16 protein-coding genes and 1 other RNA gene are annotated in these 23275 nt (G+C 61.0%); 8 read left to right on the top strand and 9 right to left on the bottom strand.

From position 1 onward, the window contains the following. Nucleotide 1 precedes the first annotated feature (1 nt). A complete protein-coding gene (gene radA, locus L1P05_RS02685) occupies nucleotides 2-1390 on the bottom strand; it encodes a DNA repair protein RadA (RefSeq protein ID WP_012847411.1) in 1389 nt (462 codons plus the stop codon). Nucleotides 1391-1444: 54 nt separating this feature from the next. After that, entirely contained in the window at nucleotides 1445-2422 is a 978-nt protein-coding gene (gene serB / locus L1P05_RS02680) for a phosphoserine phosphatase (RefSeq protein WP_012847410.1), read from the bottom strand. Between the two features lie 106 nt (nucleotides 2423-2528). On the opposite strand from serB, the gene L1P05_RS02675 reads away from it, so the two are divergent. Then, nucleotides 2529-3209 (top strand): YtjB family periplasmic protein, encoded by a 681-nt coding sequence (locus L1P05_RS02675; protein WP_015460906.1) that lies wholly within the window; start codon nucleotides 2529-2531, stop codon nucleotides 3207-3209. Nucleotides 3210-3243: 34 nt separating this feature from the next. On the opposite strand, the gene rnpB is transcribed toward L1P05_RS02675, so the two are convergent. Next, nucleotides 3244-3622, bottom strand: an RNA gene (rnpB, locus tag L1P05_RS02670) — RNase P RNA component class A. Nucleotides 3623-3647: 25 nt separating this feature from the next. Next, nucleotides 3648-4517, bottom strand: coding sequence for a 16S rRNA (cytidine(1402)-2'-O)-methyltransferase (gene rsmI / locus L1P05_RS02665; RefSeq protein ID WP_012847408.1), 870 nt, complete (start codon nucleotides 4515-4517; stop codon nucleotides 3648-3650). A gap of 60 nt (nucleotides 4518-4577) precedes the next feature. Between rsmI and L1P05_RS02660 the strand changes: the two genes are divergently transcribed. The 4 genes from L1P05_RS02660 to dolP are packed head-to-tail and all read left to right on the top strand — an operon-like array spanning nucleotide 4578 to nucleotide 8238. Continuing rightward, nucleotides 4578-6656: a penicillin-binding protein activator gene (locus L1P05_RS02660; protein WP_012847407.1), complete on the top strand. Its 2079-nt coding sequence runs from the start codon at nucleotides 4578-4580 to the stop codon at nucleotides 6654-6656. After that, complete coding sequence (locus tag L1P05_RS02655; protein WP_012847406.1) at nucleotides 6614-7000, top strand: YraN family protein; 387 nt, start codon at nucleotides 6614-6616, stop codon at nucleotides 6998-7000. The genes L1P05_RS02660 and L1P05_RS02655 overlap by 43 nt, the downstream gene beginning before the upstream one ends. Before the next feature lie 46 nt (nucleotides 7001-7046). Further along, nucleotides 7047-7637, top strand: a complete 591-nt coding sequence (gene diaA / locus L1P05_RS02650) for a DnaA initiator-associating protein DiaA (RefSeq protein ID WP_012847405.1) — start codon at nucleotides 7047-7049, stop codon at nucleotides 7635-7637. Nucleotides 7638-7647: 10 nt separating this feature from the next. Next, nucleotides 7648-8238 (top strand): division/outer membrane stress-associated lipid-binding lipoprotein, encoded by a 591-nt coding sequence (gene dolP / locus L1P05_RS02645; protein WP_012847404.1) that lies wholly within the window; start codon nucleotides 7648-7650, stop codon nucleotides 8236-8238. A 61-nt stretch (nucleotides 8239-8299) separates the two neighbouring features. Here dolP and mtgA read toward each other — a convergent pair whose 3' ends face one another. The 4 genes from mtgA to mnmL form a co-directional block, all read right to left on the bottom strand. Then, entirely contained in the window at nucleotides 8300-9034 is a 735-nt protein-coding gene (gene mtgA / locus L1P05_RS02640) for a monofunctional biosynthetic peptidoglycan transglycosylase (protein WP_012847403.1), read from the bottom strand. Further along, nucleotides 9031-9684 carry an isoprenoid biosynthesis glyoxalase ElbB gene (gene elbB, locus L1P05_RS02635; RefSeq protein WP_012847402.1) on the bottom strand — a complete coding sequence of 218 codons (654 nt, stop codon included), beginning with the start codon at nucleotides 9682-9684 and terminating at the stop codon, nucleotides 9031-9033. Before elbB ends, mtgA begins: the two co-directional genes overlap by 4 nt. A 375-nt stretch (nucleotides 9685-10059) precedes the next feature. Continuing rightward, entirely contained in the window at nucleotides 10060-12396 is a 2337-nt protein-coding gene (arcB, locus tag L1P05_RS02630) for an aerobic respiration two-component sensor histidine kinase ArcB (RefSeq protein ID WP_012847400.1), read from the bottom strand. A gap of 188 nt (nucleotides 12397-12584) precedes the next feature. Then, nucleotides 12585-13490 (bottom strand): tRNA modification radical SAM protein MnmL/YtqA, encoded by a 906-nt coding sequence (gene mnmL, locus L1P05_RS02625; RefSeq protein WP_015460901.1) that lies wholly within the window; start codon nucleotides 13488-13490, stop codon nucleotides 12585-12587. A 680-nt stretch (nucleotides 13491-14170) separates the two neighbouring features. Here mnmL and gltB point away from each other — a divergent pair. Continuing rightward, a complete protein-coding gene (gltB, locus tag L1P05_RS02620; protein ID WP_012847398.1) occupies nucleotides 14171-18628 on the top strand; it encodes a glutamate synthase large subunit in 4458 nt (1485 codons plus the stop codon). A gap of 15 nt (nucleotides 18629-18643) precedes the next feature. After that, nucleotides 18644-20062, top strand: a complete 1419-nt coding sequence (locus tag L1P05_RS02615) for an FAD-dependent oxidoreductase (protein WP_012847397.1) — start codon at nucleotides 18644-18646, stop codon at nucleotides 20060-20062. On the opposite strand, the gene L1P05_RS02610 is transcribed toward L1P05_RS02615, so the two are convergent. Next, nucleotides 20047-21048, bottom strand: a complete 1002-nt coding sequence (locus L1P05_RS02610; protein WP_012847396.1) for a LysR family transcriptional regulator — start codon at nucleotides 21046-21048, stop codon at nucleotides 20047-20049. The genes L1P05_RS02615 and L1P05_RS02610 overlap by 16 nt on opposite strands. Before the next feature lie 395 nt (nucleotides 21049-21443). Here L1P05_RS02610 and L1P05_RS02605 point away from each other — a divergent pair, with 395 nt between their 5' ends. Further along, nucleotides 21444-23240: an aryl-sulfate sulfotransferase gene (locus L1P05_RS02605; RefSeq protein WP_034168334.1), complete on the top strand. Its 1797-nt coding sequence runs from the start codon at nucleotides 21444-21446 to the stop codon at nucleotides 23238-23240. Nucleotides 23241-23275 lie beyond the last annotated feature (35 nt).

Genomic DNA, 23275 nt, shown 5'->3' with positions numbered 1-23275 from the left:
ATCATGCCAGATCCTGCAGAATATCCAGCGCGTCCGACAGCTTCTTCACGCCGTACACCGTCATATTGGGGATCGCCTTCTTCGGCACGTTGGCATGGGGGACGATCGCCCGCCGGAAACCGTGCTTGGCCGCCTCAATAATACGCTCCTGACCGCTGGCGACCGGACGCACCTCGCCCGCCAGCCCCACCTCGCCAAAGATCACCAGATCCTGCGGCAGCGGCCGGTCGCGCAGGCTGGACACCAGCGACATCAGCAGCGCCAGATCCGCGCTGGTCTCGCTTACCTTTACCCCGCCAACCACGTTGACGAACACATCCTGATCGGCCATCTGCAGCCCACCGTGGCGATGCAGCACCGCCAGCAGAATCGCCAGACGGTTCTGCTCCAGCCCCACGGCAACCCGCCGCGGATTGGACATCATCGAGGTATCCACCAGCGCCTGGATCTCCACCAGCAGCGGGCGGGTCCCTTCCCACACCACCATCACCGAACTGCCGGCGGTGATCTCCTCGCCGCGGCTGAGGAAGATCGCCGACGGGTTACTGACCTCGCGCAGTCCCTGCTCGGTCATGGCGAAAACCCCCAGCTCATTGACCGCGCCGAAGCGATTTTTATGGCTGCGCAGGGTGCGAAAGCGCGAGTCGGCGTCGCCGTCGAGCAGCACAGAGCAGTCGATACAGTGTTCCAGCACCTTGGGACCGGCCAGAGAGCCATCCTTGGTGACGTGACCGACCATGACGATCGCCACGCCGCGCGTCTTGGCAAAGCGCGTCAGATAGGCCGCCGTTTCACGCACCTGTGCCACGCTGCCGGGCGAAGACTGAATATCGGCCATATGCATCACCTGGATCGAGTCGATAACCATCAGCTTCGGCTGCTCCTGCTCGGCGATCAGACAAATCTGCTCGATGCTGGTCTCCGACAGCATATTCAGCCCCTCCGTCGGCAGGCCGAGGCGATGGGCACGCATCGCCACCTGCTGCAGCGACTCCTCACCGGTCACATACAGGGTCTTCATCTGCTGTGACAGGCGACACAGGGTCTGCAGCAGCAGCGTACTCTTGCCTGCGCCGGGATTCCCGCCGATCAAAATGGCGCTGCCGGGCACCACGCCGCCGCCCAGCACCCGGTCAAACTCGGTAAAACCGGTCGAAAAACGCGGCAGCGCCTCCAGGCTTATCTCCGACAGCTTCTGTACCTTGCTCAGGCTTCCGGCATCCCCGGCATAGCCAGACAGACGCGCGCTGCGCCCCGCCGCCGGCGCCGCCGCCAGGCGTACCTCGCTGATGCTATTCCAGGCCTGGCAGGCCGAGCACTGCCCCTGCCAGCGCGGATAGTCCGCCCCGCACTCATTACAGACAAACGCCCGTTTTACCGCCTTTGCCACTGCCGCTCTCCTTTCTGATAACTGCCCGGCGCCTCCGCGCTGCGCGGATACGCCCTAACGCTCTTCATGCTTTAACGTCGCGCTCAGAACGCACAGGACACCGATGAGATCCGCATGACGAATCGCCAACGGCGCCCGATCGTAGACGCAGGGCTTGGCATGGAATGCGATCCCCAACCCTGCACGCTGGATCATCTTCAGATCGTTCGCACCATCGCCGATGGCGACGGTCTGGGTTAACGGGATATTCAGCCGCTGCGCCAGCTCGCACAGGGTATCCTCTTTGCACTGCGCATCCACGATCCGCCCCGTAACCCGACCGGTCAGGCGCCCGTTGTGCACCTCCAGCGCGTTGGCCACCGCGGCGCTCAAATTCAAACGCGTACGCAGGTGATCGGCAAAATAGGTAAAGCCACCGGAGGCAATCGCCACATGCCAGTCAAACGCCTGCAGCTTACGCACCAGGCTGGTCAGTCCCGGCATCAGCGGCAGGTCATCCCTGACCTGCTGCAGGATGGCGGCGTCGGCCCCCTCCAGCGCCGCAACGCGCTGGCGCAGGCTGGCGGCAAAGTCCAGCTCGCCGCGCATGGCGCGCTCGGTCACGGCGGCCACCTCTCCGCCGACCCCGGCCAGACGCGCGATCTCGTCGATACACTCGATGGTAATGGCCGTTGAGTCCATATCCATCACCAGCAGCCCCGGCGAGCGCAGGTGCGGCAGACGCCCCAAAACCGCGGTGTCGATACCCTGCTCATTGGCAAGCTTGGCGGCCCTGGCAGGCATACCGCCGGCCAGGCGCACCACCTGATAGTCCTCGATGCACCACGCGGCCACCACCACCAGCGGCGCCGCCAGACGGCGCTGGAACGCCTGCAGCGCCGCCTTATCCAGATGACGTCCGTACAGCAGCCAGCCGGTGTGACCGGCGCGATAGTCCAAAGGCATTACCTCATCACCGCTCAGCGACAGCGGCAGGCCGGGCCAGCGATAAATCTCCGCGGGCAGATCGCAAAAGGTAAGACTGTTGGGCATAACCACTCCTTAAAAACACCATCCCGGCGTCAAAACTGTGCCTCAAGCTATCCTATCGCCAAGGCTTCTGGCAACATAAAGTCATTACCGGCGCAAAGGATCTCCCATGGTTAAGGCTACGCTTCGCTTCCGCCTGCACAGAACAGCCATCGTGCTGATATGTTTGGCATTATTGGTCATCCTGATGCAGGGGGCGTCCTATTTTAGCCTCAGCCACCAGCGGGCGCGGCTCGATCAGGTCGGCGAGCTGGCGCAAACCCTGGCTCAGCAGGTTGCCGCCCGCCTCTCTCCGCTCATCAATGACGATACGCCGGACACCAAAAAAATCGCCCCCATCTTGGAAGCGCTGACCCGCCACAGCCGTATCCTGGATGCCAGCGTCTATGCGCTGGATGGGTCGCTGATTGCCCAGGCCGGCGAGCGGGTGGAGGTGCGCGATCGGCTGGCGCTGGATGGCCAGCGCGCCGGCAGCTATTTTAACCACCAGATAGTCCAGCCGATCGACGGCCGCGATGGCCCCCTCGGCTTCCTGCGCCTGACGCTAGACACCCACGTTTTGGCGACCGAATCTCAGCAGGTTGACAACACCACTAACCTGCTGCGCCTGATGATGCTGCTGGCGCTGGCGATTGGCATCATTCTGGCACGCACGCTGCTGCAGGCACGGCGCAGTCGCTGGCAACAATCCTCCTATCTGCTGACCGCCAATGTTCCGCTGGAGGAGGAGAGCGAACGCGATGCGCCGACGCAGGAGAATGCCGCGTCGACTACGCCGCCAACGTCCTAAAAAGCAAAACCCCGCCGAAGCGGGGTTTTTAGATGAAGGGAGTTGACCGGTAAGCCGGGTTCTGTCGTGGACAGTCATTCGTCTAGGCCAGCAATCGCTCACTGGCTCAAGCAGCCTACCCGGGTTCAGTACGGGCCGTACCTTGTGAACCCCTATTTGGCCTTGCTCCGGGTGGAGTTTACCGTGCCACGGTCTGTTGCCAGCCGCGCGGTGCGCTCTTACCGCACCCTTTCACCCTTACCTGATCCCACTTTGCAGCGGGCCATCGGCGGTTTGCTCTCTGTTGCACTTGTCGTGGGCTTACGCCCCCCAGGCGTTACCTGGCACCCTGCCCTATGGAGCCCGGACTTTCCTCCCCTGCGCCCGTCTCCCCGAAAGGACGACGACACAGCGGCGACTGTCTAGTCAACTCCGCTGCGGATAATAGGCTATTCCGCCTCACTTGTCACCTGATTGCTGCGCGAGTGCGTATTTATACAGCGTATTCTTCTTCACACCGTGAATTTCCGCCGCCAGCGCCGCCGCCTTTTTCAGCGGTAGCTCCGCCTGCAGCAGCGCCAGGGTACGCAGCGCCTCGGGCGACAGCGCCTCGTCATCCGCCTGGTATCCCTCGACGATCAGCACCATCTCGCCCTTACGACGATTCTCATCCTGCTGCACCCAGGCCAGCAGCTCAGCCACCGGCGCGCCGTGAATATTCTCCCACGTTTTGGTCAGCTCGCGCGCCAGCACCACATAGCGCTCGGCGCCCAGTTCGCTGACCATATCTGCCAAACTCTCCAGCAGGCGATGGGTCGACTCGTAAAAGATCAGCGTACGGGCCTCCTGCTGCAGATCGCGCAGCCGATCGCGCCGCGCCTTCCCTTTGGCGGGTAAAAAGCCCTCGTAGCAGAAGCGATCCGACGCCACGCCCGCCGCGCACAGCGCAGTGATCGCCGCACAGGCCCCCGGCAGCGGGACCACGCGAATACCGGCCTCGCGACAGCGGCGCACCAGGTGATAGCCGGGATCGTTAATCAGCGGCGTACCGGCGTCGGAGACCAGCGCAATACTCTGTCCCTCGCGCAGTTTCGCCAGTAGCTGATCCGCTTTTTGCTGCTCATTGTGGTCATGCAATGCAAAGAAGCGCGCATTTATGGCAAAATGTTGTAACAGCATTCCCGTATGACGGGTATCTTCCGCCGCTATCAAATCGACCGCTTTCAGCGTCTCCAACGCCCGCTGGGTAATGTCTCCGAGGTTACCGATAGGCGTCGGCACCACGTACAGCGTCGCCGCAGAAATGGCAGCATGATCGTTTTGATTCATTGTTTCATCCGGTTTGTCGATTTAATATTGAGCATTCTGAAAAAATTTACTGGGTACAGTATGCTTTCCTCAATCACTGTCCGCACCAAGTCCGGACGCCTCATCCCGCTGGTTTTGGCCGCCACACTGCTGGCCGCCTGTTCCGGGCGCGTATCTACCACGCCACCGGCCCCCGTTCAGAGCGAAGCCACCGCCTCTGCCGACTACTATCTGCAGCAGATGCAGCAAAGTAGCGATGATAGCAAGGCTGACTGGCAATTACTTGCCATTCGTGCACTGCTGCGGGAGGGAAAGCTACCTCAGGCGGCCGACCTGCTCGGCCAGCTGCCGTCGCAGCTAAGCGAGGCGCAGCAGCTGGAGCAACGCCTGGTCAGCGCCGAGCTGGAGATCGCACGGCACGCGCCCCAGCAGGCGCAGGCCATCCTGACCAAGCTGGATGTCGCCCAGCTCAGTCAGGCACAGCAGCTGCGCTACTATCAGGCGGTGATCGCCGCCGCACAGGGGAAAACCACCCTGGCGCAGATCCGCGCCTATATCGCGCTGCAGCCGCTGCTGACGCAGGAGAAGCAGCGTAAGGCCAATATTGACGCCACCTGGGCCGCGCTGAGCACCCTGACCCCGGCCGATCTCAACGGCATGGTGATCAACGCCAACGAGGATATTCTGCGCGGCTGGCTGGATCTGCTGCGGCTGTATCAGGATAACCGCCAGGATCCGGCGCTGCTCAAAGCGGCGATCAAAGACTGGCAGACCCGCTATCCCAATAACCCGGCGGCGACCCTGCTGCCCAGCGCGCTGGACAATATCCTGCACCTGCAGTCGGCCTCTACCGCCAGCATTGCGCTGCTGCTGCCCCTAAACGGTCAGGCTAAGGTCTTCTCTGACGCCATTGAGGCCGGCTTCAACGCCGCGAAAAACGGCGCATTTAGTCAGAATAGCGCCCCGACAGCGGCGGCGGCGACAGACAACGGCGCGCCGGCGTCCAGCGGTACGCTGGCAGCAGCAACGACCCCGTCTGCGCCGGCGGACGTTAACGCCGCCGGCGCCGTCAGCCCCAGCGCCCAGGGAACGGACGCCGCGGCGCCTGCGGCCCCTAACGATAGCGCTGCCCTGCCGCCGCTGGATGCCGCAGGCGATCCGATCGCCCCCAGCGTCAGCCCGGGCAATCCCGACGCGCATATTCAGGTCTATGACACCAGCAGCCAACCGCTGCCCGCGCTGCTGAGCCAGGCGCAGCAGGCTGGCGCTAGCCTGGTCGTCGGTCCGCTGCTGAAAAACAACGTGGATCAACTCAATACCCTTTCTACGCCGCTGAATATTCTGGCGCTCAACCAGCCCGAGCAGGTGCAGAACCATCCCAACATCTGCTATTTCGCGCTGTCACCGGAAGATGAAGCGCGCGATGCCGCGCGGCATATCTGGGCTCAGGGTAAGCGCACCCCGCTGCTGCTGATCCCGCGCAGCCCGCTGGGCGATCGCGTCGCGAAGGCCTTTGCCACCGAATGGCAGTCGTTGGGCGGCGGCAGCGTGCTGCAGCAAACCTTCGGCTCCAGCGCTGAGCTGCGCAGCACCATCAACGGCGGCACCGGGATCCGTCTGACCGGTCAGCCGGTCAGCATCGCACCGGCCCAGCCGGCCTCGGTGACGATTGCCGGCCTGACCATCCCGGCGCCGGTGCAGCCGCCGGTAGCCAGCGGCGGCGGCGTGGACGCCGTCTATATCATTGCGACGCCGGCCGAGATCACCCTGATCAAGCCGATGATCGATCTGGCCAACGGGACCCATAACGGCATCGGTCTGTATGCTAGCTCACGCAGCTATCAAGCGGGCGCCGGTCCCGATTTCCGCTTGGAAATGGAGGGCGTTCAGTTCAGCGATATTCCGCTGCTGGCCGGTAGCGATCCGGCCATTCTGCAGCAGGCACCGGCCCAGTACCGCAACGACTATTCGCTGATGCGCCTGTATGCCATGGGCGCTGACGCCTGGACGCTGGCCAACCACTTCGCCCAGCTGCGTCAGATCCCCGGCTTCCAGGTTCAGGGCGCGACCGGTACGCTAAGCGCCAACGACAACTGCGTCATCCAGCGGAAACTGCCGTGGCTGCAGTACCAGAAAGGCAGCATCGTCCCGGTGCAATAACCGCTCACCAGATCGGCGCGCACTATGAACAGCGGGCGCGCCGCTATCTGGAGCGGGCTGGGCTGCGTTTTCACGCCGCAAACGTACGCCTACGCGGCGGTGAGATCGATCTGATTATGCGCGACGGTGCCACCTGGGTCTTTGTCGAGGTACGCTACCGGAAAACCGCCTGCTACGGCGGTGCGGCCGCCAGTATTGATAGCCGTAAGCGTCAGCGTCTACAGCGCTGCGCGGCCTATTGGCTGGCGGCGCAAAATCAGAGCATAGAAACGGCCGATTGTCGTTTTGACGTTTTGGCAATCACCGGCAGCCAGTTACAATGGCTGCCCAATGCATTTGTCTGAAGCGCATAACGCTGTTCAGGCTTTTCCAAATAAATGGACACTTACCGTGCTGGAAAGAATTAAAGGCTGTTTTACTGAAAGCATACAAACGCAAATTGCCGCAGCGGAAGCCCTGCCCGATGCCATTTCCCGCGCGGCAATGACGCTGGTGCAGTCACTGCTGAACGGCAATAAAATTCTGAGCTGTGGCAACGGCGCCTCCGGCGCTAATGCCCAGCATTTCGCCGCGACGCTGATCAATCGCTTTGAAACCGAGCGTCCAAGCCTGCCGGCCATCGCACTAAATGCCGATAGCGTGGTCTTAACCGCCATAGGCAACGATCGCCTGCACGATGAGATCTACGCCAAGCAGGTACGTGCCCTGGGCCATGCGGGAGACGTACTGCTGGCTATCTCAACCCGAGGCAATAGCCGTGATATCGTCAAGGCGGTCGAGGCGGCGGTCACCCGCGATATGACGATCGTGGCGCTGACCGGCTATGACGGCGGCGAGCTGGCCGGTCTGCTGGGACAGCAGGATGTGGAGATCCGCATCCCGTCGCACCGCAGCACCCGTATCCAAGAGATGCATATGCTGACCGTCAACTGCCTGTGCGATTTAATTGATAATACCCTGTTTCCTCACCAGGCTGACTGAAGGAGTCGTCATGACGATGCGTTTTCCCTTAACCCGATGTTTTCCCGCGCTGGTTGTCCTCAGCGCCCTGCTGCTGCAAGGCTGCGTCGCCGCCGTGATCGGCAGTGCGACCATGGCAACCCAGGCGGCCAGCGATCCCCGCAGCGTGGGTACCCAGGTCGACGATGGTACGCTGGAGGCCCGCATCTCCAACGCCCTGAGCAAAGACGCACAGCTGAAGAAAGAGGCGCGCGTCGTGGTAACCGCCTATCAGGGGCAGGTGCTGCTGACCGGTCAGGCGCCAAGCCAGGCGCTGATTAGCCGCGCCAAGCAGATCGCGATGGGCGTTGAAGGCACCAAGGCGGTCTATAATGAGATCCGTTTAGGCCAGCCGGTCAGCCTGGGCACTGCCTCGGCCGATGCCTGGATCACCACCAAGGTCCGCTCCCAGCTGCTGGCCAGCGACCAGGTGAAATCCACCAACGTGAAGGTGACCACCGAAAATGGCGAGGTCTTCCTGCTGGGGCTGGTGACGCCCAAAGAGGGACAGGCCGCCGCGCAAACGGCCAGTAAAGTCAGCGGGGTAAAACATGTCACTACCGCGTTCTCGCTGCTGAAGTAAAGCCGCAACGCAATAGCCAAAAATCCCCGCCGCGGCGGGGATTTTTTATGTTTATCCGCGGCTAACGCAGATCGTAGCGCTGTAAAAAGGCCTCGCCACCCAGCTGACGCATCTGGCGCAGGATCCAGCGCTGACGCTGCAGCACATAGCGCGAGGGCGCCCGCACGCTGAAGCGATGTGGGTTAGGTAACACCGCCGCCAGCAGCGCCGCCTCTCCCGCCGTCAGCCGGCTGGCCGGCTTGTGGAAATAGCGCTGGGCGGCCTCTTCAACCCCAAAGACCCCGGGGCCAAACTCCGCGATATTCAGGTACACCGTTAAAATACGTCGCTTGCTCCACACCAGCTCTTCCGCCAGCGTCAGCGGCGCCTCAAGCCCTTTGCGTAGCCAGCTGCGACCGTCCCACAGCAGCAGGTTCTTCATGGTCTGCTGCGACAGCGTCGAGGCGCCGCGCAGCGGGCGTCCCCCCTCATCCGCGCTGTCCAGCGCCTGCCCGATCGCCGTGAGATCAAATCCCCAGTGCTGGGGAAACTTCTGATCCTCCGCGGCGATCACAGCCAGCGCCATCGGTGGCGCTATCTGCGACATTGGCCGCCAAGTCTGGTGGGCAACATAGCTAAAATCACCGTGCAACCAGGCTCCGACTTGCCGCTGTACCATCACCGTGGAATAGGGCACCGGCAGCACGGCGAAAATCAGCAGCGCGGCAATCCACGCGCCCAGCAGCGCGATCACCAGGCGGCTCCCCCAGCGCCTGATGCGCTGAAGCACCCGACGCGACGCTGCCGTTTGGCTCATCGGGTCATATCCAGCACCTGTGCGACCAGCTTATCGATCCCCTCCGCCGCCTCGGCGATAGTGTTGGCCAGCATATAGGCCGGCGTCGTCACGACCCGCTGCGCCTCGTCGACCACAATATCATTCACCGCGCAGGCCACGTGCTCCCCGCCCATCGCCGCAATCGCGTCAGCCGTGGCGGCATCATTACCGATGGTCACTCGCACCGGGACGCCCAGCAGCTTGGGCAGCAGCGCCGGCGCAATGCAAATGAACCCCAGCGGCTTACCGTCGCGATGTAGACGCGTGACCAGATGCTGCAGCGCCGGATCGATGCTGCACGCCGCGCCGTCCGTAGCAAAGCTGCTGAGATTTTTAGCCGCACCGAATCCACCGGGTACGATCAGCGCATCCAGTTGGCTGGCGTCCGCCTGCGCCAGCGACGTCACATCGCCGCGGGCAATGCGCGCCGCCTCCACCAACACGTTACGCCGCTCCGCCGTCGGCTCTCCGCGCAGGTGATCGATCACCTGCGCCTGCTCCCGATCCGGAGCCAAACACACCGCCTGCGCCCCGGCGCGGGACAGCGCCAGCAGCGTTAATACCGCCTCGTGGATTTCACTCCCATCAAATACCCCGCAGCCGCTGAGTACTACGCCGACTCGTTTCATCGCCTCTCCTCATTATCGGTGAATGGGCTCCCCGCCCCGCGTGCGGCAAGGAGAACGCCAAAGAATTAACCACACTTAACTATTCGTTTTTTACGCTGCATCGGTGCTATTTCAGCGCCCTGTGCATTAGTAACTACTTTAGGGGAAGTCAACACCCTACGGCTTTGTATTGGCAAAGAAACGAACACATCACACATTTAAATGAATGAACTAACATCCATAACCAACTTATTGGTATGTTGATGACGCTGTGCGTCGAACCGATTAGCTCCATTTACGCAAACTTTTTCTTGATAATTTCTTTCATCAACTATGCGTAAATGTTCGTTTTCCCTGGTGTTGGCGCAGTCGTTGCGCACCCCGACTCCGTCGGGGTCATTTTTTATTAGCCTGCGCAACCCAGTCGCGTAGAACCTGCACGTCGTGGCGCCACTCCTGCTTCAGTTCGTCGATCCACTCCTGCACATTGTCCCACCAGGCCGGCAGCGTCGGCGTCTGAATCTGCTGCGCCAGCTGCTGTAAATGACGCAGTCCCACGGAGCCTGCGGCGCCTTTAATCTTGTGTCCCTCTTCGGTAATCCCTTTCTGATCGCGCGCGGTCATATTGGACTCCAGCACCGACAGATAGCCCGGCATCATCTTCTCGAATACCGCCAAGCTCTGATCGATCAGCTGCGGCCCGACCAGATCCAGATACTGCTGCAGCATCTCGGTATCCAGCAGCTCACAGAGATCGTGCGCATGGGGCTCACCCGCCTCGAGCGTCGTCGCCGGGGCACTGTCCCAGAAGCGGCGGATCACCGCCGTCAGCGCCGGTACCGCCAGCGGCTTGCTCAGCACATCATCCATCCCGGCGTCCAGGTACTCTTTCTTATCTTTCAAGACATTCGCCGTCAACGCCACCAGCGGCGGCAGCGCCGGTTTTCCATAGCGCTGGCACAGCGTGCGGGCGATATCCAGGCCGGTCATATCCGGCAGTTGAATATCCAGCAGCACCAGGTCATACTCCTGCGGCACAAACATGGCCAGCGCCTCGGCGCCGCTCATCGCCACATCGACGCTGTTCCCCATCTTCTCCAGCACCGAGCGCGCGACGATCACATTCAGCTCAATATCCTCAACCAGCAGGACGTGCAGCGCCGGCAGCGGCATCTCCTCTTCCGCGGGTGGCTCGCTCAGCGCCTCTTCGACGACCGGCGCACGGATGCTCAGGGTAAAGCAGGCCCCCTCGCCCGCCACGCTGCTCACCACGATATCGCCGCCCATGGTCTGCGCCAGACGCTTGGAGACCGCCAGGCCAATGCCGGTGCCGGTGGCCGGTTTGCCGCCGTGCATATCTTTCACCTGATAGTACATGGCAAAGATCTTATCCTGCTCCTCCGGAGGAATACCGATGCCGGTATCGCGCACCTCAAACAGCAGCTTATCCTGCTGCTCACGCCAGACGCGAACGCTGACGCCGCCGCGCTGAGTGAACTTGACCGCGTTGCCGATCAGGTTCCACAGGATCTGGCGCAGGCGCGTTCCGTCTGCCATCACCTTATGCGGCAGCGCGGGATCCGGCGTCAGCGTAAAGCTCAGCCCCTTCGGCTGAACCAAGAGCCCGGACAGATTCTCCAGATCCGTCAGAAAGCCGGTAAAATCGATAGCCTGGTTATCCAGCTGTACCTTGCGCCGCTCAAGTTTATCCATCTCAATGATGTCATTGAAAATATTCCCCAGCGCTATCGCGCTGACGTGGATGGTCTTCAGGTATTTCAGCTGCTCCTCATTCAGCTCGGTATCCAGCAGAATACGGCTGAGGCCGACGATCCCGTTCAGCGGGGTGCGCAGCTCATGGCTAATGGTCGAGATAAAGGTGGTTTTTTCACGGCTTGCGTTCTCCAGGGCATCCTGATAGCGCTTGCGCTCCGTAATATCGCGCCCAAAGCCCATCAGGCCGTGGCGCTTACCCACCCGATCATAGAAGGGCACCTTGCGCAGCTCGAAGCAGGCCTTACGCCCGTCGGGATAGACCAGCCACTGCTCGTAGGTGAGGGAAACATTATGGCGGAAGACCTTCTCATCGGTCTCGATGACCTTCTGGGCGATGTCCGGATCGTACACGTCGCGCGGCGTCAGTCCGATCAGCTGCTTTTCACTCTTACCGGTCAGCAGCTCCATCGCCCGATTGCAGCCGGAAAACTCACCGTCTTCATTGCGGTAGTAGACCAGATCCGGAGAGGAGTCGAGGAATGAGCGCAGCAGCGCCGACTGCTGCTCCAGCTCTACCTGCGCCAGCTCGCGCTGATCGATCTCGTGCTGCAGGGTATCCAGCACCTGCAGACGGGCCTCTTCGGCCTTGACGCGATCGGCAATCTCTTGGTTAAGCTGGCTAATATTGTCCTTGAGCTGCTGGTTCAGCTTCAGATCGCGGTGGCGCATCTCCTCCAGCTTATTCACCAGCTTACTCAGGCGCTGACGCGACTCCTCCAGCTGCTCCACCACCACCGACAGGAAATAGACGGCCCAGGGGGTGATCAGCAGGCCAAAGAAGACCGAGCGCACCACGTCGATGCTGTCCACCTGACCACGCAGGAGCATGGTCACCGCCATCTGCACCACCATGGCCAGCAGCACCAGCGCCGATGCCAATAGGATGGAGAAGCGCACCAGCCCAAGTTTTACCATTAAATCAACGTAATACTGGGCCAATACCCGAATTTGTTTCATCTTGCACTCCCCCGGCAATTGTCTCGGTGTAAACCTATCCCGGCGAACGCCATGACGGGAGCCGATGGCGGCGCGCGCCGAACGATGCCACCGGGGCCGATACGCCTGTATAGGCTCCATATGACGACGCCGGTCGCCTAATAGGATAAGTCATTAATCATACCGTAAAATCCGCGCAGGCGGGCAGGCTACGACAGCGCGGAAGCCTGCCCGCCGCACTCTAGCAGATAGTTATTAATGGCGACCATCCCGGTCCAGCGGTTCTCGCACCACTGGGGAGCCAGCAGCGTGGGGCGACGGGCGCTGGCGGAAATACGGTGATAGATAACCTCTGGCGGCGTGTGGCGGATCATCTCGCCAGCGGTGTGGACATAGCGCTCTAACGTCAGATCCTGCAGGCGCCCGGCCTGCCAGGCCTTGGCCAGTACGCTGCCGGTCACAATATGCAGCGGATGCAGCTTGATCCCCTCGACGCCGGTCTCCACCACCCGCTGCAGCGTGTCGAGACAGTCCGCGTGGCTCTCGCCAGGCAGACCCACGATCAGATGGCTGCATACCTTCAGCCCGCGTGCCCGGGCGGCGCGGGTCGTACGCTGATAGCAGGCGAAATCATGCCCGCGGTTAATCCGGCGCAGCGTCTTATCATTAGCGCTCTGCAGCCCTAGCTCCAGCCACACCTCGTAGCCCTGCTCACGGTACTCCGCCAGCAGATCAAGCACGCTCTCCGGTACGCAGTCAGGACGGGTCCCGACGCACAGACCGACCATATCGGCCTGCTGCAGGGCCTCCCGATACATATCTCGTAGGATACAGACCTCGGCATAGGTGCTGGTATAGGCCTGAAAATAGGCCAGGTAGCGTCGCGCTCGATTGACTTTGCGCGCCTGAGCCTCCAGCTGTTCGGCGATGCTGCGCCGCTGCATCTGTTCATCGGCAAAGGAGGCCACGTTGCAAAACGTACAGCCGCCGCGGCCCAGCGTTCCATCGCGATTAGGGCAGCTAAATCCGCCGTGCAGCGTGAGCTTATGAATTTTTTCCCCATAGCGGCGCTGTAGGTCGGCGCCGAACATATTGACCAATTGCTGCAACTGCATAATAGTAAAAGAGGCCTTATATAACCCGCTGGCAAGTTTCGCCATTATACTCCATGCCGCTTTTTTACGCGCCAACGGAGATCCCCCTGCGCCATATCTGTATCAAAATTCACTTTAAGTGACTTTAAATTCATTTTTACGCACGGAGCAGCGCCGCGATCTGCGCCCATCCGCGCCGGAATAAGTCCGTGATGTAAAAACAAAATTAATCATCAACATCTTCTCTATATGCGATATATTAATCTTAAGTAATTTATTTAAATAGCATATAAAATAACAAACAGGCTCATTTGACAGTGTTACCCGGTAGCCGCGTTCGGACCGCTTCCCGCGATACATTAGGGCACTTTTTTATATATTTTCATTAAAAATCAACTCCATATCACATAATGGCCCCCAATAAACTGTGATGCAGCCCACATTTGACCTGCGAAATCTTTCCCGATAAGTTGAAATGCCGCCGGAAATAAAAATAACACCCTTCCGGATGGACACAACATCACATCATAGTTATCCAGTTAGTTACGATCCCCTCGCAACGCGTGACAGTGTGCTTGTGAATACTGATGCAGGCGGCTGCCCGACGGGCGCCCCCGGTCAAACGACCGAGAACCTGCCAGCCACAGGCCGCTGCGCCCGGCGATGGGGGGCCGCGCAGAGCTTGGGGAGGTTCACTGAATATGTTGTACGATGCATCCCATGAACGGGACAACTGCGGCTTCGGCCTGATTGCCCATATAGAAGGCGAACCGAGTCATAAGGTCGTGCGTACCGCCATCCATGCGCTGGCGCGCATGCAGCACCGCGGTGCCATCCTGGCCGACGGCAAAACCGGCGACGGCTGCGGCCTGCTGTTACAAAAGCCCGATCGCTTCCTGCGCATGGTGGCAGAAGAGCGTGGCTGGCGACTGGCCAAGAACTATGCCGTCGGCATGCTGTTCCTCAGCCGCGACGAAGAGCGGGCCAGCGCCGCCCGGCGCATCGTTGAGGAGGAGCTACAAAACGAGACTCTCTCCATCGTGGGGTGGCGCGACGTCCCCGTCAATCAAGAGGTGCTGGGTGAGATCGCACTCTCTTCCATGCCGCATATCGCGCAAATCTTCATCAATGCTCCGGCCGGATGGCGCCCGCGGGATCTGGAGCGCCGGCTGTTTATCGCCCGCCGACGCATAGAAAAGCGCATCGACGATCCGGATTTCTATGTCTGCAGCCTCTCGAATCTGGTCACCATCTACAAAGGGCTGTGCATGCCGGCCGATCTGCCGCGCTTTTACCACGACTTGGCCGACCTGCGCATGGAGTCGGCTATCTGCCTGTTCCACCAACGTTTCTCGACCAACACCGTGCCACGCTGGCCGCTGGCGCAGCCGTTTCGCTATCTGGCGCACAACGGCGAAATTAACACCATTACCGGTAATCGTCAGTGGGCTCGGGCGCGTACCTACAAATTTAAGACGCCGCTGATCCCCGATCTGCAGGACGCAGCCCCCTTTGTCAACGAAACCGGCTCCGACTCCAGCTCCCTCGATAACATGCTGGAGCTGCTGTTAAGCGGAGGGATGGACATTGTGCGCGCCATGCGTCTGCTGGTGCCGCCGGCCTGGCAGAACAACCCGGACATGGACCCCGATCTACGCGCCTTCTTCGACTTTAACTCGATGCATATGGAGCCCTGGGATGGCCCGGCCGGCATCGTGATGTCAGACGGACGCTTCGCCGCCTGTAACTTAGATCGCAACGGCCTGCGTCCGGCGCGCTATGTAATAACCAAAGACAGGCTGATCACCTGCGCCTCAGAGGTGGGCATCTGGGACTATCAGCCGGATGAAGTGGTGGAGAAAGGGCGCGTCGGCCCCGGCGAGCTGATGGTGATCGACACCCGTGCCGGGCAGATCCTGCACTCGCGGGAAACCGACGACGATCTGAAAAGCCGCCATCCCTATCGCGAATGGATGGAGAAAAACGTCCGACGTCTAATCCCCTTTGAGGATCTGCCCGATGAGCGAGTCGGCAGCCGCACGCTGGACGATGCGGCGCTGCTCACTTACCAAAAACAGTTTGCCTACAGTCAGGAAGAGATCGACCAGATCCTGCGGGTGCTGGGGGAAAACGGCCAGGAGGCGACGGGCTCAATGGGCGATGATACGCCCTTTGCCGTCCTCTCCAGCCGCCCGCGCCTCATCTATGATTACTTCCGTCAGCAGTTCGCCCAGGTCACCAATCCGCCGATCGATCCGCTGCGCGAAGCCCACGTCATGTCGCTCTCTACCAGCATCGGGCGCGAAATGAACGTCTTCTGCGAAGCCGAGGGACAGGCGCATCGCCTTAACTTTAAGTCGCCGGTGCTGCTCTACTCTGACTTCGCCCAGCTGATCGGGCAGGAGAAAGAGCACTATCGCGCCGAAACCCTGGATATCACCTTCGATCCCGAGCAACAGGATCTGCAACAGGCCCTCGCCGCCCTGTGCGACGAGGCCGAGGCCCAGGTCCGCCGCGGCGCGGTGCTGCTGGTTCTGTCCGATCGCGCCATCAGCGCCCGGCGTTTGCCGATCCCTGCGCCGATGGCCGTCGGGGCGGTGCAGCGGCGCTTAGTCGAACAGAGCCTACGCTGCGACGCCAACATCATCGTCGAAACCGCCGGCGCGCGCGATCCGCATCACTTTGCCGTGCTGCTTGGCTTTGGCGCCACCGCAATCTACCCCTACCTGGCCTATGAAACCTTGGCCAAACTGGTGGACAGCGGAGCCATCGCGCGCAGCTATCGCCAGGTCATGCTGAACTACCGCAACGGGATCAATAAAGGGCTGTACAAGATCATGTCCAAAATGGGCATCTCAACGGTGGCCTCTTACCGCTGCTCCAAGCTGTTTGAGGCCGTCGGCCTTCACCCCGCGATCTGCGATCTGTGCTTCCCCGGGGTCATCAGCCGCATCGGTGGAGCGACCTTCAGCGACTTCCAGCAGGATCTGCATAATCTGTCCCGCCGGGCCTGGCTGGCGCGCCAGCCCTTGGAGCAGGGGGGACTGCTGAAGTATGTCCACGACGGTGAGTATCACGCTTACAACCCCGACGTGGTGCAGGCCCTGCAGCAGGCGGTGCAGAGCGGCGACTATCGCGACTACCAGCGTTACGCTAGCCTGGTCAATCAGCGCCCGATCACCACCCTGCGCGATCTGTTAGCGCTGCGCCCCGTCGCGCAGCCCCTGGCGCTGGAGCAGGTTGAGGCGGAAAGCGCCCTGTTCCAACGCTTCGATACGGCGGCTATGTCCATCGGCGCGCTGAGCCCCGAGGCCCACGAGGCGCTAGCCCAGGCGATGAACGGCCTGGGCGGCTTCTCTAACTCCGGCGAGGGCGGCGAGGATCCGGCGCGCTACAACACCGATAAAGCCTCACGTATCAAGCAGGTCGCCTCTGGACGCTTCGGCGTCACGCCCGCCTATCTGGTCAACGCCGATGTGATCCAGATTAAAGTGGCGCAGGGCGCCAAGCCGGGCGAAGGGGGGCAACTGCCCGGCGATAAGGTGACGCCGTACATTGCCCGACTGCGCTATTCGGTGCCCGGCGTCACGCTGATCTCTCCCCCGCCGCACCACGATATCTATTCCATCGAAGATCTGGCACAACTGATCTTCGATCTCAAACAGGTCAATCCGCGGGCGCTGATCTCCGTTAAGCTGGTCTCTGAACCGGGAGTGGGCACCATCGCGACCGGAGTCGCCAAGGCCTATGCCGATCTGATCACCATCGCGGGCTATGACGGCGGCACCGGCGCCAGCCCGCTCTCCTCCGTGAAACACGCGGGGTGCCCCTGGGAGCTCGGCCTGGTGGAGACCCAGCAGGCGCTGGTGGCCAACGGACTGCGCCATAAGATCCGCCTGCAGGTGGACGGCGGCCTGAAGAGCGGCGCCGATATCATCAAGGCCGCGATCCTCGGCGCGGAAAGCTTCGGCTTCGGCACCGGTCCCATGGTGGCGCTGGGCTGCAAATATCTGCGTATCTGCCACCTCAATAACTGCGCTACCGGCGTCGCCACCCAGGATGAAAAGCTGCGCCGCGACCACTTCCACGGCCTGCCGCTGCGCGTGACCCACTACTTCCACTTTATTGCGCGGGAAACCCGCGAGCTGATGGCGCAGCTGGGCGTCAGCCGCCTGGTGGATCTGATCGGCCGCACCGATCTGCTGACGGTGCTGGAGGGAGTGACCGCCAAGCAAAGCCGCCTGGACCTGGCACCTCTGCTCCATACGGCCACGCCGCATCCGGGCAAGGGGCTGTACTGCAGCGAAGGTAACCCCCCCTTCGATCCGGGACAGCTCAACCAGAGCCTGCTGTCTCAGCTACAGGACAATATCGCGACCCGTCAGGGACGCGCGCTATTCTGTGATATCCATAACACGGATCGCTCGGTGGGCGCCGCGCTTTCCGGCGCCATCGCCGAACGCTACGGTGAGCAGGGAATGGCCGCCTCGCCGCTGAAAATCCAGTTTAGCGGTACCGCAGGCCAGAGCTTTGGCGTGTGGAATGCCGCGGGCCTTGAGCTGACCCTGACCGGTGATGCCAACGACTATGTTGGAAAAGGCATGGCGGGCGGCCGTATCGTCATCCGCCCGCCGGTCGGCTCCGCCTTCCGCAGCCATGAGGCCAGCATCATCGGCAACACCTGTCTGTACGGCGCCACCGGCGGTAAGCTGTTCGCCGCCGGGCGCGCCGGCGAGCGCTTTGCCGTGCGTAACTCCGGCGCGCTCACCGTCGTTGAGGGGATCGGAGATAACGGTTGTGAATACATGACCGGCGGTATCGTCTGCGTGTTAGGCCGCACCGGTATCAACTTTGGCGCGGGCATGACCGGTGGCTTTGCCTATGTGCTCGATGAGGACGGCGAATTCCGCCAACGCGTCAACGCCGAGCTGGTTGAGGTGCTGGAAATGGCGGCGCTGCCGATCCACGAGGAGCACCTGCGCGGGCTGATCACCGAACACGTTCGGCTGACGGGATCCGGGCGCGCAGAGGCCATTCTGGCCGACTGGCCGCAGTGGGCCGCGCGCTTTGTCTTAATCAAGCCCAAATCCAGCGACGTGAAAGCGCTGCTGGGACACCGTAGCCGCTCCGCAGCCGAGCTGCGCGTACAGGCACAATAAGGAGGCGGAGAAATCATGAGTCAGAATGTCTATCAGTTTATCGACCTACAGCGTATCGATCCGCCGAAAAAGCCGCTAAAGCAGCGCCAGGGCGAATTTATCGAGATCTATGAACCCTTCTCCGACGGCCAGGCGCAGGCGCAGGCCGATCGCTGCCTCTCCTGCGGTAACCCCTACTGCGAATGGCGCTGCCCGCTGCACAATTACATTCCCAACTGGCTGAAGCTGGCCAACGAAGGGCGTATTTGGGATGCGGCGACGCTCAGCCACCAGACCAACAGCCTGCCGGAGGTGTGCGGCCGAGTCTGCCCGCAGGATCGCCTGTGCGAAGGCGCCTGCACGCTGCATGATGAGTTCGGTGCCGTCACTATCGGCAGCGTAGAGCGCTACATTACCGACAAAGCGCTGGCCGAGGGATGGATGCCGGATCTCAGCGGCGTACAGCCCACCGGGAAACGGGTCGCCATCGTCGGCGCCGGTCCGGCGGGCCTTGCCTGTGCCGACGTGCTGGCCCGCAGCGGCGTACAGGCCGAGCTCTTCGATCGCCACCCGGAGATCGGTGGACTGCTCACCTTTGGCATTCCCGCGTTTAAATTGGAAAAACAGGTTATGGTCCGTCGGCGCGAGATTTTCAGCGCCATGGGGATCCGTTTCCATCTGAATACCGAGATTGGACGCGATATCACGCTGGAGAGTCTGCTGAGCCAGTTTGACGCGGTCTTTCTCGGCGTCGGCACCTACCAGGCCCTCCCCGGCGGACTGGAGCAGGAGGAGGCCAGCGGCGTACACTCCGCCCTGCCCTACCTTATCGCCACCGCCCGCCATCTGATGGGCTATGCCGAGGATCCTCAGACCCCCTACGTCTCCATGCATGGCAAACGGGTGGTGGTGCTCGGCGGGGGAGACACCGCCATGGACTGCGTACGCAGCGCCCTGCGCCAGGGGGCGACCCAGGTCACCTGCGCCTATCGCCGCGATGAGGGCAATATGCCCGGCTCCCGGCGCGAAGTGAAAAACGCCCGCGAAGAGGGTGCCGCGTTTCGTTTCAACCTGCAGCCGCTGGCCATTGAAACCAACGCCGCCGGGCGGGTGTGCGGCGTTCGCATGGCACAGACGACGCTGACGGATCCGGACGCCGCCGGCCGACGCGCCGTGCGCCTCGTACCCGACGCCGAGGTCACGCTGGCGGCCGATGCGGTGATACTGGCGTTCGGCTTCCGCCCGCACGCCATGACATGGCTGGCGGAGCACGGCGTGGATCTCGATGCCCAAGGACGCATCGTCGCCGCAGACCACGGCGACTACCCCCATCAGACCAGTAACCCGCAGATTTTCGCCGGCGGCGATGCGGTACGCGGCTCCGATCTGGTGGTGACCGCCATCGCAGAGGGACGCCGAGCGGCTCAGGGCATCCTGAACTATCTCTGCGTGTAGCGCTCAGCGCCGACGCGGCATCCCGCGGCGTCGGCGTTATCCCGCGCGCTCTCCAGCGCCGCCTCCTCTGAAGCGAAGCGCAAAAATAGCGTCCGCAGCCACTGGATCACCGGATCATGGTGTACCCGATGATGCCAGATCAGCCGAGTATAGAAGGTGGTCTCGCCATCTGGGTAGGGGAGGATTGCCAGGTTGGCCATCTGGGAAAAGTGGCGAGCGGTCTGGGTGGGCAGGGTCAGAACAAAGTCAGTCTGCGATAGAAGCATCGGCGCCGCCAAAAAGTAGGGCACTGACATCGCGACATCATAGTCTTTTCCCTGACGATGGACGGCGTTCCCCACCGTAGCGCCAGGCTGACCGTCGTGCAGGCTCACCTGCAGCCGACGATAGGCGTTGATCTGCGCTAAGGTCGGCGTCTCACCGCGCAGCATCTGACGCGCCAGCGGGTGCCCCTGACGCACCAGGCAGGAAAAGGTGGTCTTAAACAGGTTGGCCTCGTGAAAATCGGGCGGAATATCGATCAGCGGATAAATGGCCAGATCCATACGGCCGAACTTCAGGCTGGAAAACAGATCGTCACCGATGGGCAGGATCTCAATTCGCGCATTAGGCGCTTGCTGGAACAATGACTTAACGACCCGTGAAAAGATCATCCAGACACCGTTGTCCACCGCCCCCAGGTACAGGGTTCGCCGCAGCGCCTGCGGATCGAACTCATAGGGCATCGTCAAATGATCCAGCGCCTGCAGCACCGCGGTGACCCGCGGCATCAGCTCTCGGGCACGCGGCGTCGCCTGCATGCCATAGCCCCCCTTCACAAACAGCTGATCCTGAAAGACGGCGCGCAGCTTACTCAGCGCCCGGCTCGCCGCCGCTTGGCTCAGGCCAACCCGGCCGGCGGCCTGCGTCAAAGAGCCGGTTTCCGCCAGTGCACGGAATAGGGCCAATAGCTCGCTGTCTACGGCAACATTATCCACTTTACGCATGATCGTTATCCGGAAATAAGCATTTATCTCCGAATAGAGATAACCTAATATCGGTATAAAAGAAATAAAGCCTGCGGTTAATTACGTGATATGTATCAAACAATAATACTATGGCGCCGCCAACATATACATATCACCAAGCAGATTAATTAATAACAAATAAAAATAATTCAAGTAAGATTAAATTTAACGAAATATATTCGCCTGCGTAATAGCCCTGTTTATCACGACAATGATAGCCATCCATCATTGCTCATCATCGCCCTATTTATCCTGCGCCCCGCGGCGTAGAAGATACCGAATTCCCCTTTTGGGATAGCGCGGACGGCATGCAACCCAACGTGGGCTGTCCACTGATGATAAAAATGGATTTATTGCAAAGTCAGGAGAATACCATGCTCAGCACAACCAGAAAAACGCTGGTCGCAGGTGCCATTGCATTCGCCATCGGCGCCGTCTCTCCCGCAGTTCACGCCGCCGGTATGCCGGCAGCGCCGGCCGTCGGTAATCTCGGCGCCGTCGTCGTTGACCCCTATGGCAATTCACCGCTCACGGCATTAATCAATCTGAATGGACACGCCATCTCCGACGTCAACGTTACCGTGCAAGGGAAAGGGAAAAATGGCGTTGCCGTCAGTTATCCCGTCGGTAAACAGTCCCTGTTAACCTATGATGGCATTCCCATTTTTGGTCTGTATCAAAAACATGATAACCAGGTCACAGTTGAATATAAAGAGGGCGGCAAACTCAAAAAAGATGCCTATACCATCCGAACCTCTGCCATCGTCAATAAATATATGGATAACCGCTCACTCACCGATTTACAGCCGGTGAAACCGGTTAAAGTCGCCAAGGGGTTTGAGGACCGTCTCTATTTAGTCAATACCCATACCTTTACCCCACAGGGATCTGACCTGCACTGGAGCGGCGAAAAAGATAAAAATGCCGGTCTGCTGGATGCGAGCCCAGCGACCGGATCCCTGCCATTCGATATCGCGCCCTTTACCTTTATTGTCGACACCCAGGGTGAATATCGCTGGTGGCTGAATCAAGATACGCTCTATAACGGCCATGATGTTGACATCAACCAGCGCGGTTACCTGATGGGGATCCGGGAGACGCCACGCGGAACCTTTACCGCCGTTCAGGGGCAGCACTGGTACGAGTTCGACATGATGGGTCAGGTACTGAATAATCACCGCCTACCGCGTGGCTACCTCGACGCCACCCATGAGTCGATCGAGATCCCCAACGGCAACGTAATGCTGCGCGTCGGCAAGCGCAACTACCTGCGCGACGATGGGCAGCGCGTACACACCATCCGCGACCATATTCTAGAAGTGGACAAAGCGGGACGGGTGGTCGACGTCTGGGATCTTAACCTGATCCTCGATCCGCTGCGCGACAGCCTGCTCGGCGCGCTCGATGCCGGCGCCGTCTGCGTTAACGTCGATCTGGATCACGCGGGCAAGCAGGCCAAGCTGGAGCCGGATACACCGTTTGGCGATGCGCTGGGCGTCGGCCCAGGCCGTAACTGGGCCCACGTCAACTCCATCGCCTACGATCCCAAAGATGACAGCATCATCCTCTCCTCCCGTCACCAGGGCGTCATCAAAATTGGCCGCGACAAGCAGGTGAAGTGGATCCTGGCACCGGCTGAGGGCTGGAATGAGAAGCTCTCCGCCAAGCTGCTCAAGCCGGTTGATGCGCAGAATAAACCGCTGAACTGCAGCGCCAAGGGCGTCTGCGAGAACAGCGACTTCGACTTCTCCTATACCCAGCACACCGCCTGGCTGTCGCCCAAGGGCACCCTGACGGTCTTCGACAACGGCGATGGCCGCCACCTGGAGCAGCCGGCGCTGCCCACCATGAAATATTCGCGCATCGTGGAGTACAAGATCGATGAAAAGAATATGACCGTGCAGCAGCTCTGGGAGTATGGCAAGGATCGCGGCTATGAATGGTACAACCCGATCACCTCGATCGTCGAATACCAGCCGGATCGCGACACCATGTTCAGCTTCGGCGGCTCGACCAATCTGTTTGAGCCGGGCCAGCCGACCACCGGTCGCCTGAACGAGATCGACTATAAGACCAAAGAGGTCAAGGTCGAGCTGGACGTCCTGTCCGATAAGGCTAACCAAACCCATTACCGTGCGGCGCTGATCCGACCGCAGGGGCTGTTCCTGTAACGTCCATGGGCGTGCCCCCTGGGTACGCCCATTCC

It is taken from the genome of Edwardsiella piscicida, from assembly GCF_021733145.1.
In the GTDB taxonomy this organism is placed as follows: Bacteria; Pseudomonadota; Gammaproteobacteria; order Enterobacterales; family Enterobacteriaceae; genus Edwardsiella; species Edwardsiella piscicida.
Note: the sequence above shows the minus strand (reverse complement) of the source record. Positions and strands in the feature narration are given on the sequence as shown.

Excerpts from the sequence above, each read along its gene's own strand:
- serB (WP_012847410.1), bottom strand. The coding sequence starts at position 2,422 with ATGCCCAACAGTCTTACCTTTTGCGATCTGCCCGCGGAGATTTATCGC.
- L1P05_RS02675 (WP_015460906.1), top strand. The coding sequence starts at position 2,529 with ATGGTTAAGGCTACGCTTCGCTTCCGCCTGCACAGAACAGCCATCGTG.
- rsmI (WP_012847408.1), bottom strand. The coding sequence starts at position 4,517 with ATGAATCAAAACGATCATGCTGCCATTTCTGCGGCGACGCTGTACGTG.
- L1P05_RS02660 (WP_012847407.1), top strand. The coding sequence starts at position 4,578 with ATGCTTTCCTCAATCACTGTCCGCACCAAGTCCGGACGCCTCATCCCG.
- dolP (WP_012847404.1), top strand. The coding sequence starts at position 7,648 with ATGACGATGCGTTTTCCCTTAACCCGATGTTTTCCCGCGCTGGTTGTC.
- mtgA (WP_012847403.1), bottom strand. The coding sequence starts at position 9,034 with ATGAGCCAAACGGCAGCGTCGCGTCGGGTGCTTCAGCGCATCAGGCGC.
- elbB (WP_012847402.1), bottom strand. The coding sequence starts at position 9,684 with ATGAAACGAGTCGGCGTAGTACTCAGCGGCTGCGGGGTATTTGATGGG.
- arcB (WP_012847400.1), bottom strand. The coding sequence starts at position 12,396 with ATGAAACAAATTCGGGTATTGGCCCAGTATTACGTTGATTTAATGGTA.
- mnmL (WP_015460901.1), bottom strand. The coding sequence starts at position 13,490 with ATGCAGTTGCAGCAATTGGTCAATATGTTCGGCGCCGACCTACAGCGC.
- gltB (WP_012847398.1), top strand. The coding sequence starts at position 14,171 with ATGTTGTACGATGCATCCCATGAACGGGACAACTGCGGCTTCGGCCTG.
- L1P05_RS02615 (WP_012847397.1), top strand. The coding sequence starts at position 18,644 with ATGAGTCAGAATGTCTATCAGTTTATCGACCTACAGCGTATCGATCCG.
- L1P05_RS02610 (WP_012847396.1), bottom strand. The coding sequence starts at position 21,048 with ATGCGTAAAGTGGATAATGTTGCCGTAGACAGCGAGCTATTGGCCCTA.
- L1P05_RS02605 (WP_034168334.1), top strand. The coding sequence starts at position 21,444 with ATGCTCAGCACAACCAGAAAAACGCTGGTCGCAGGTGCCATTGCATTC.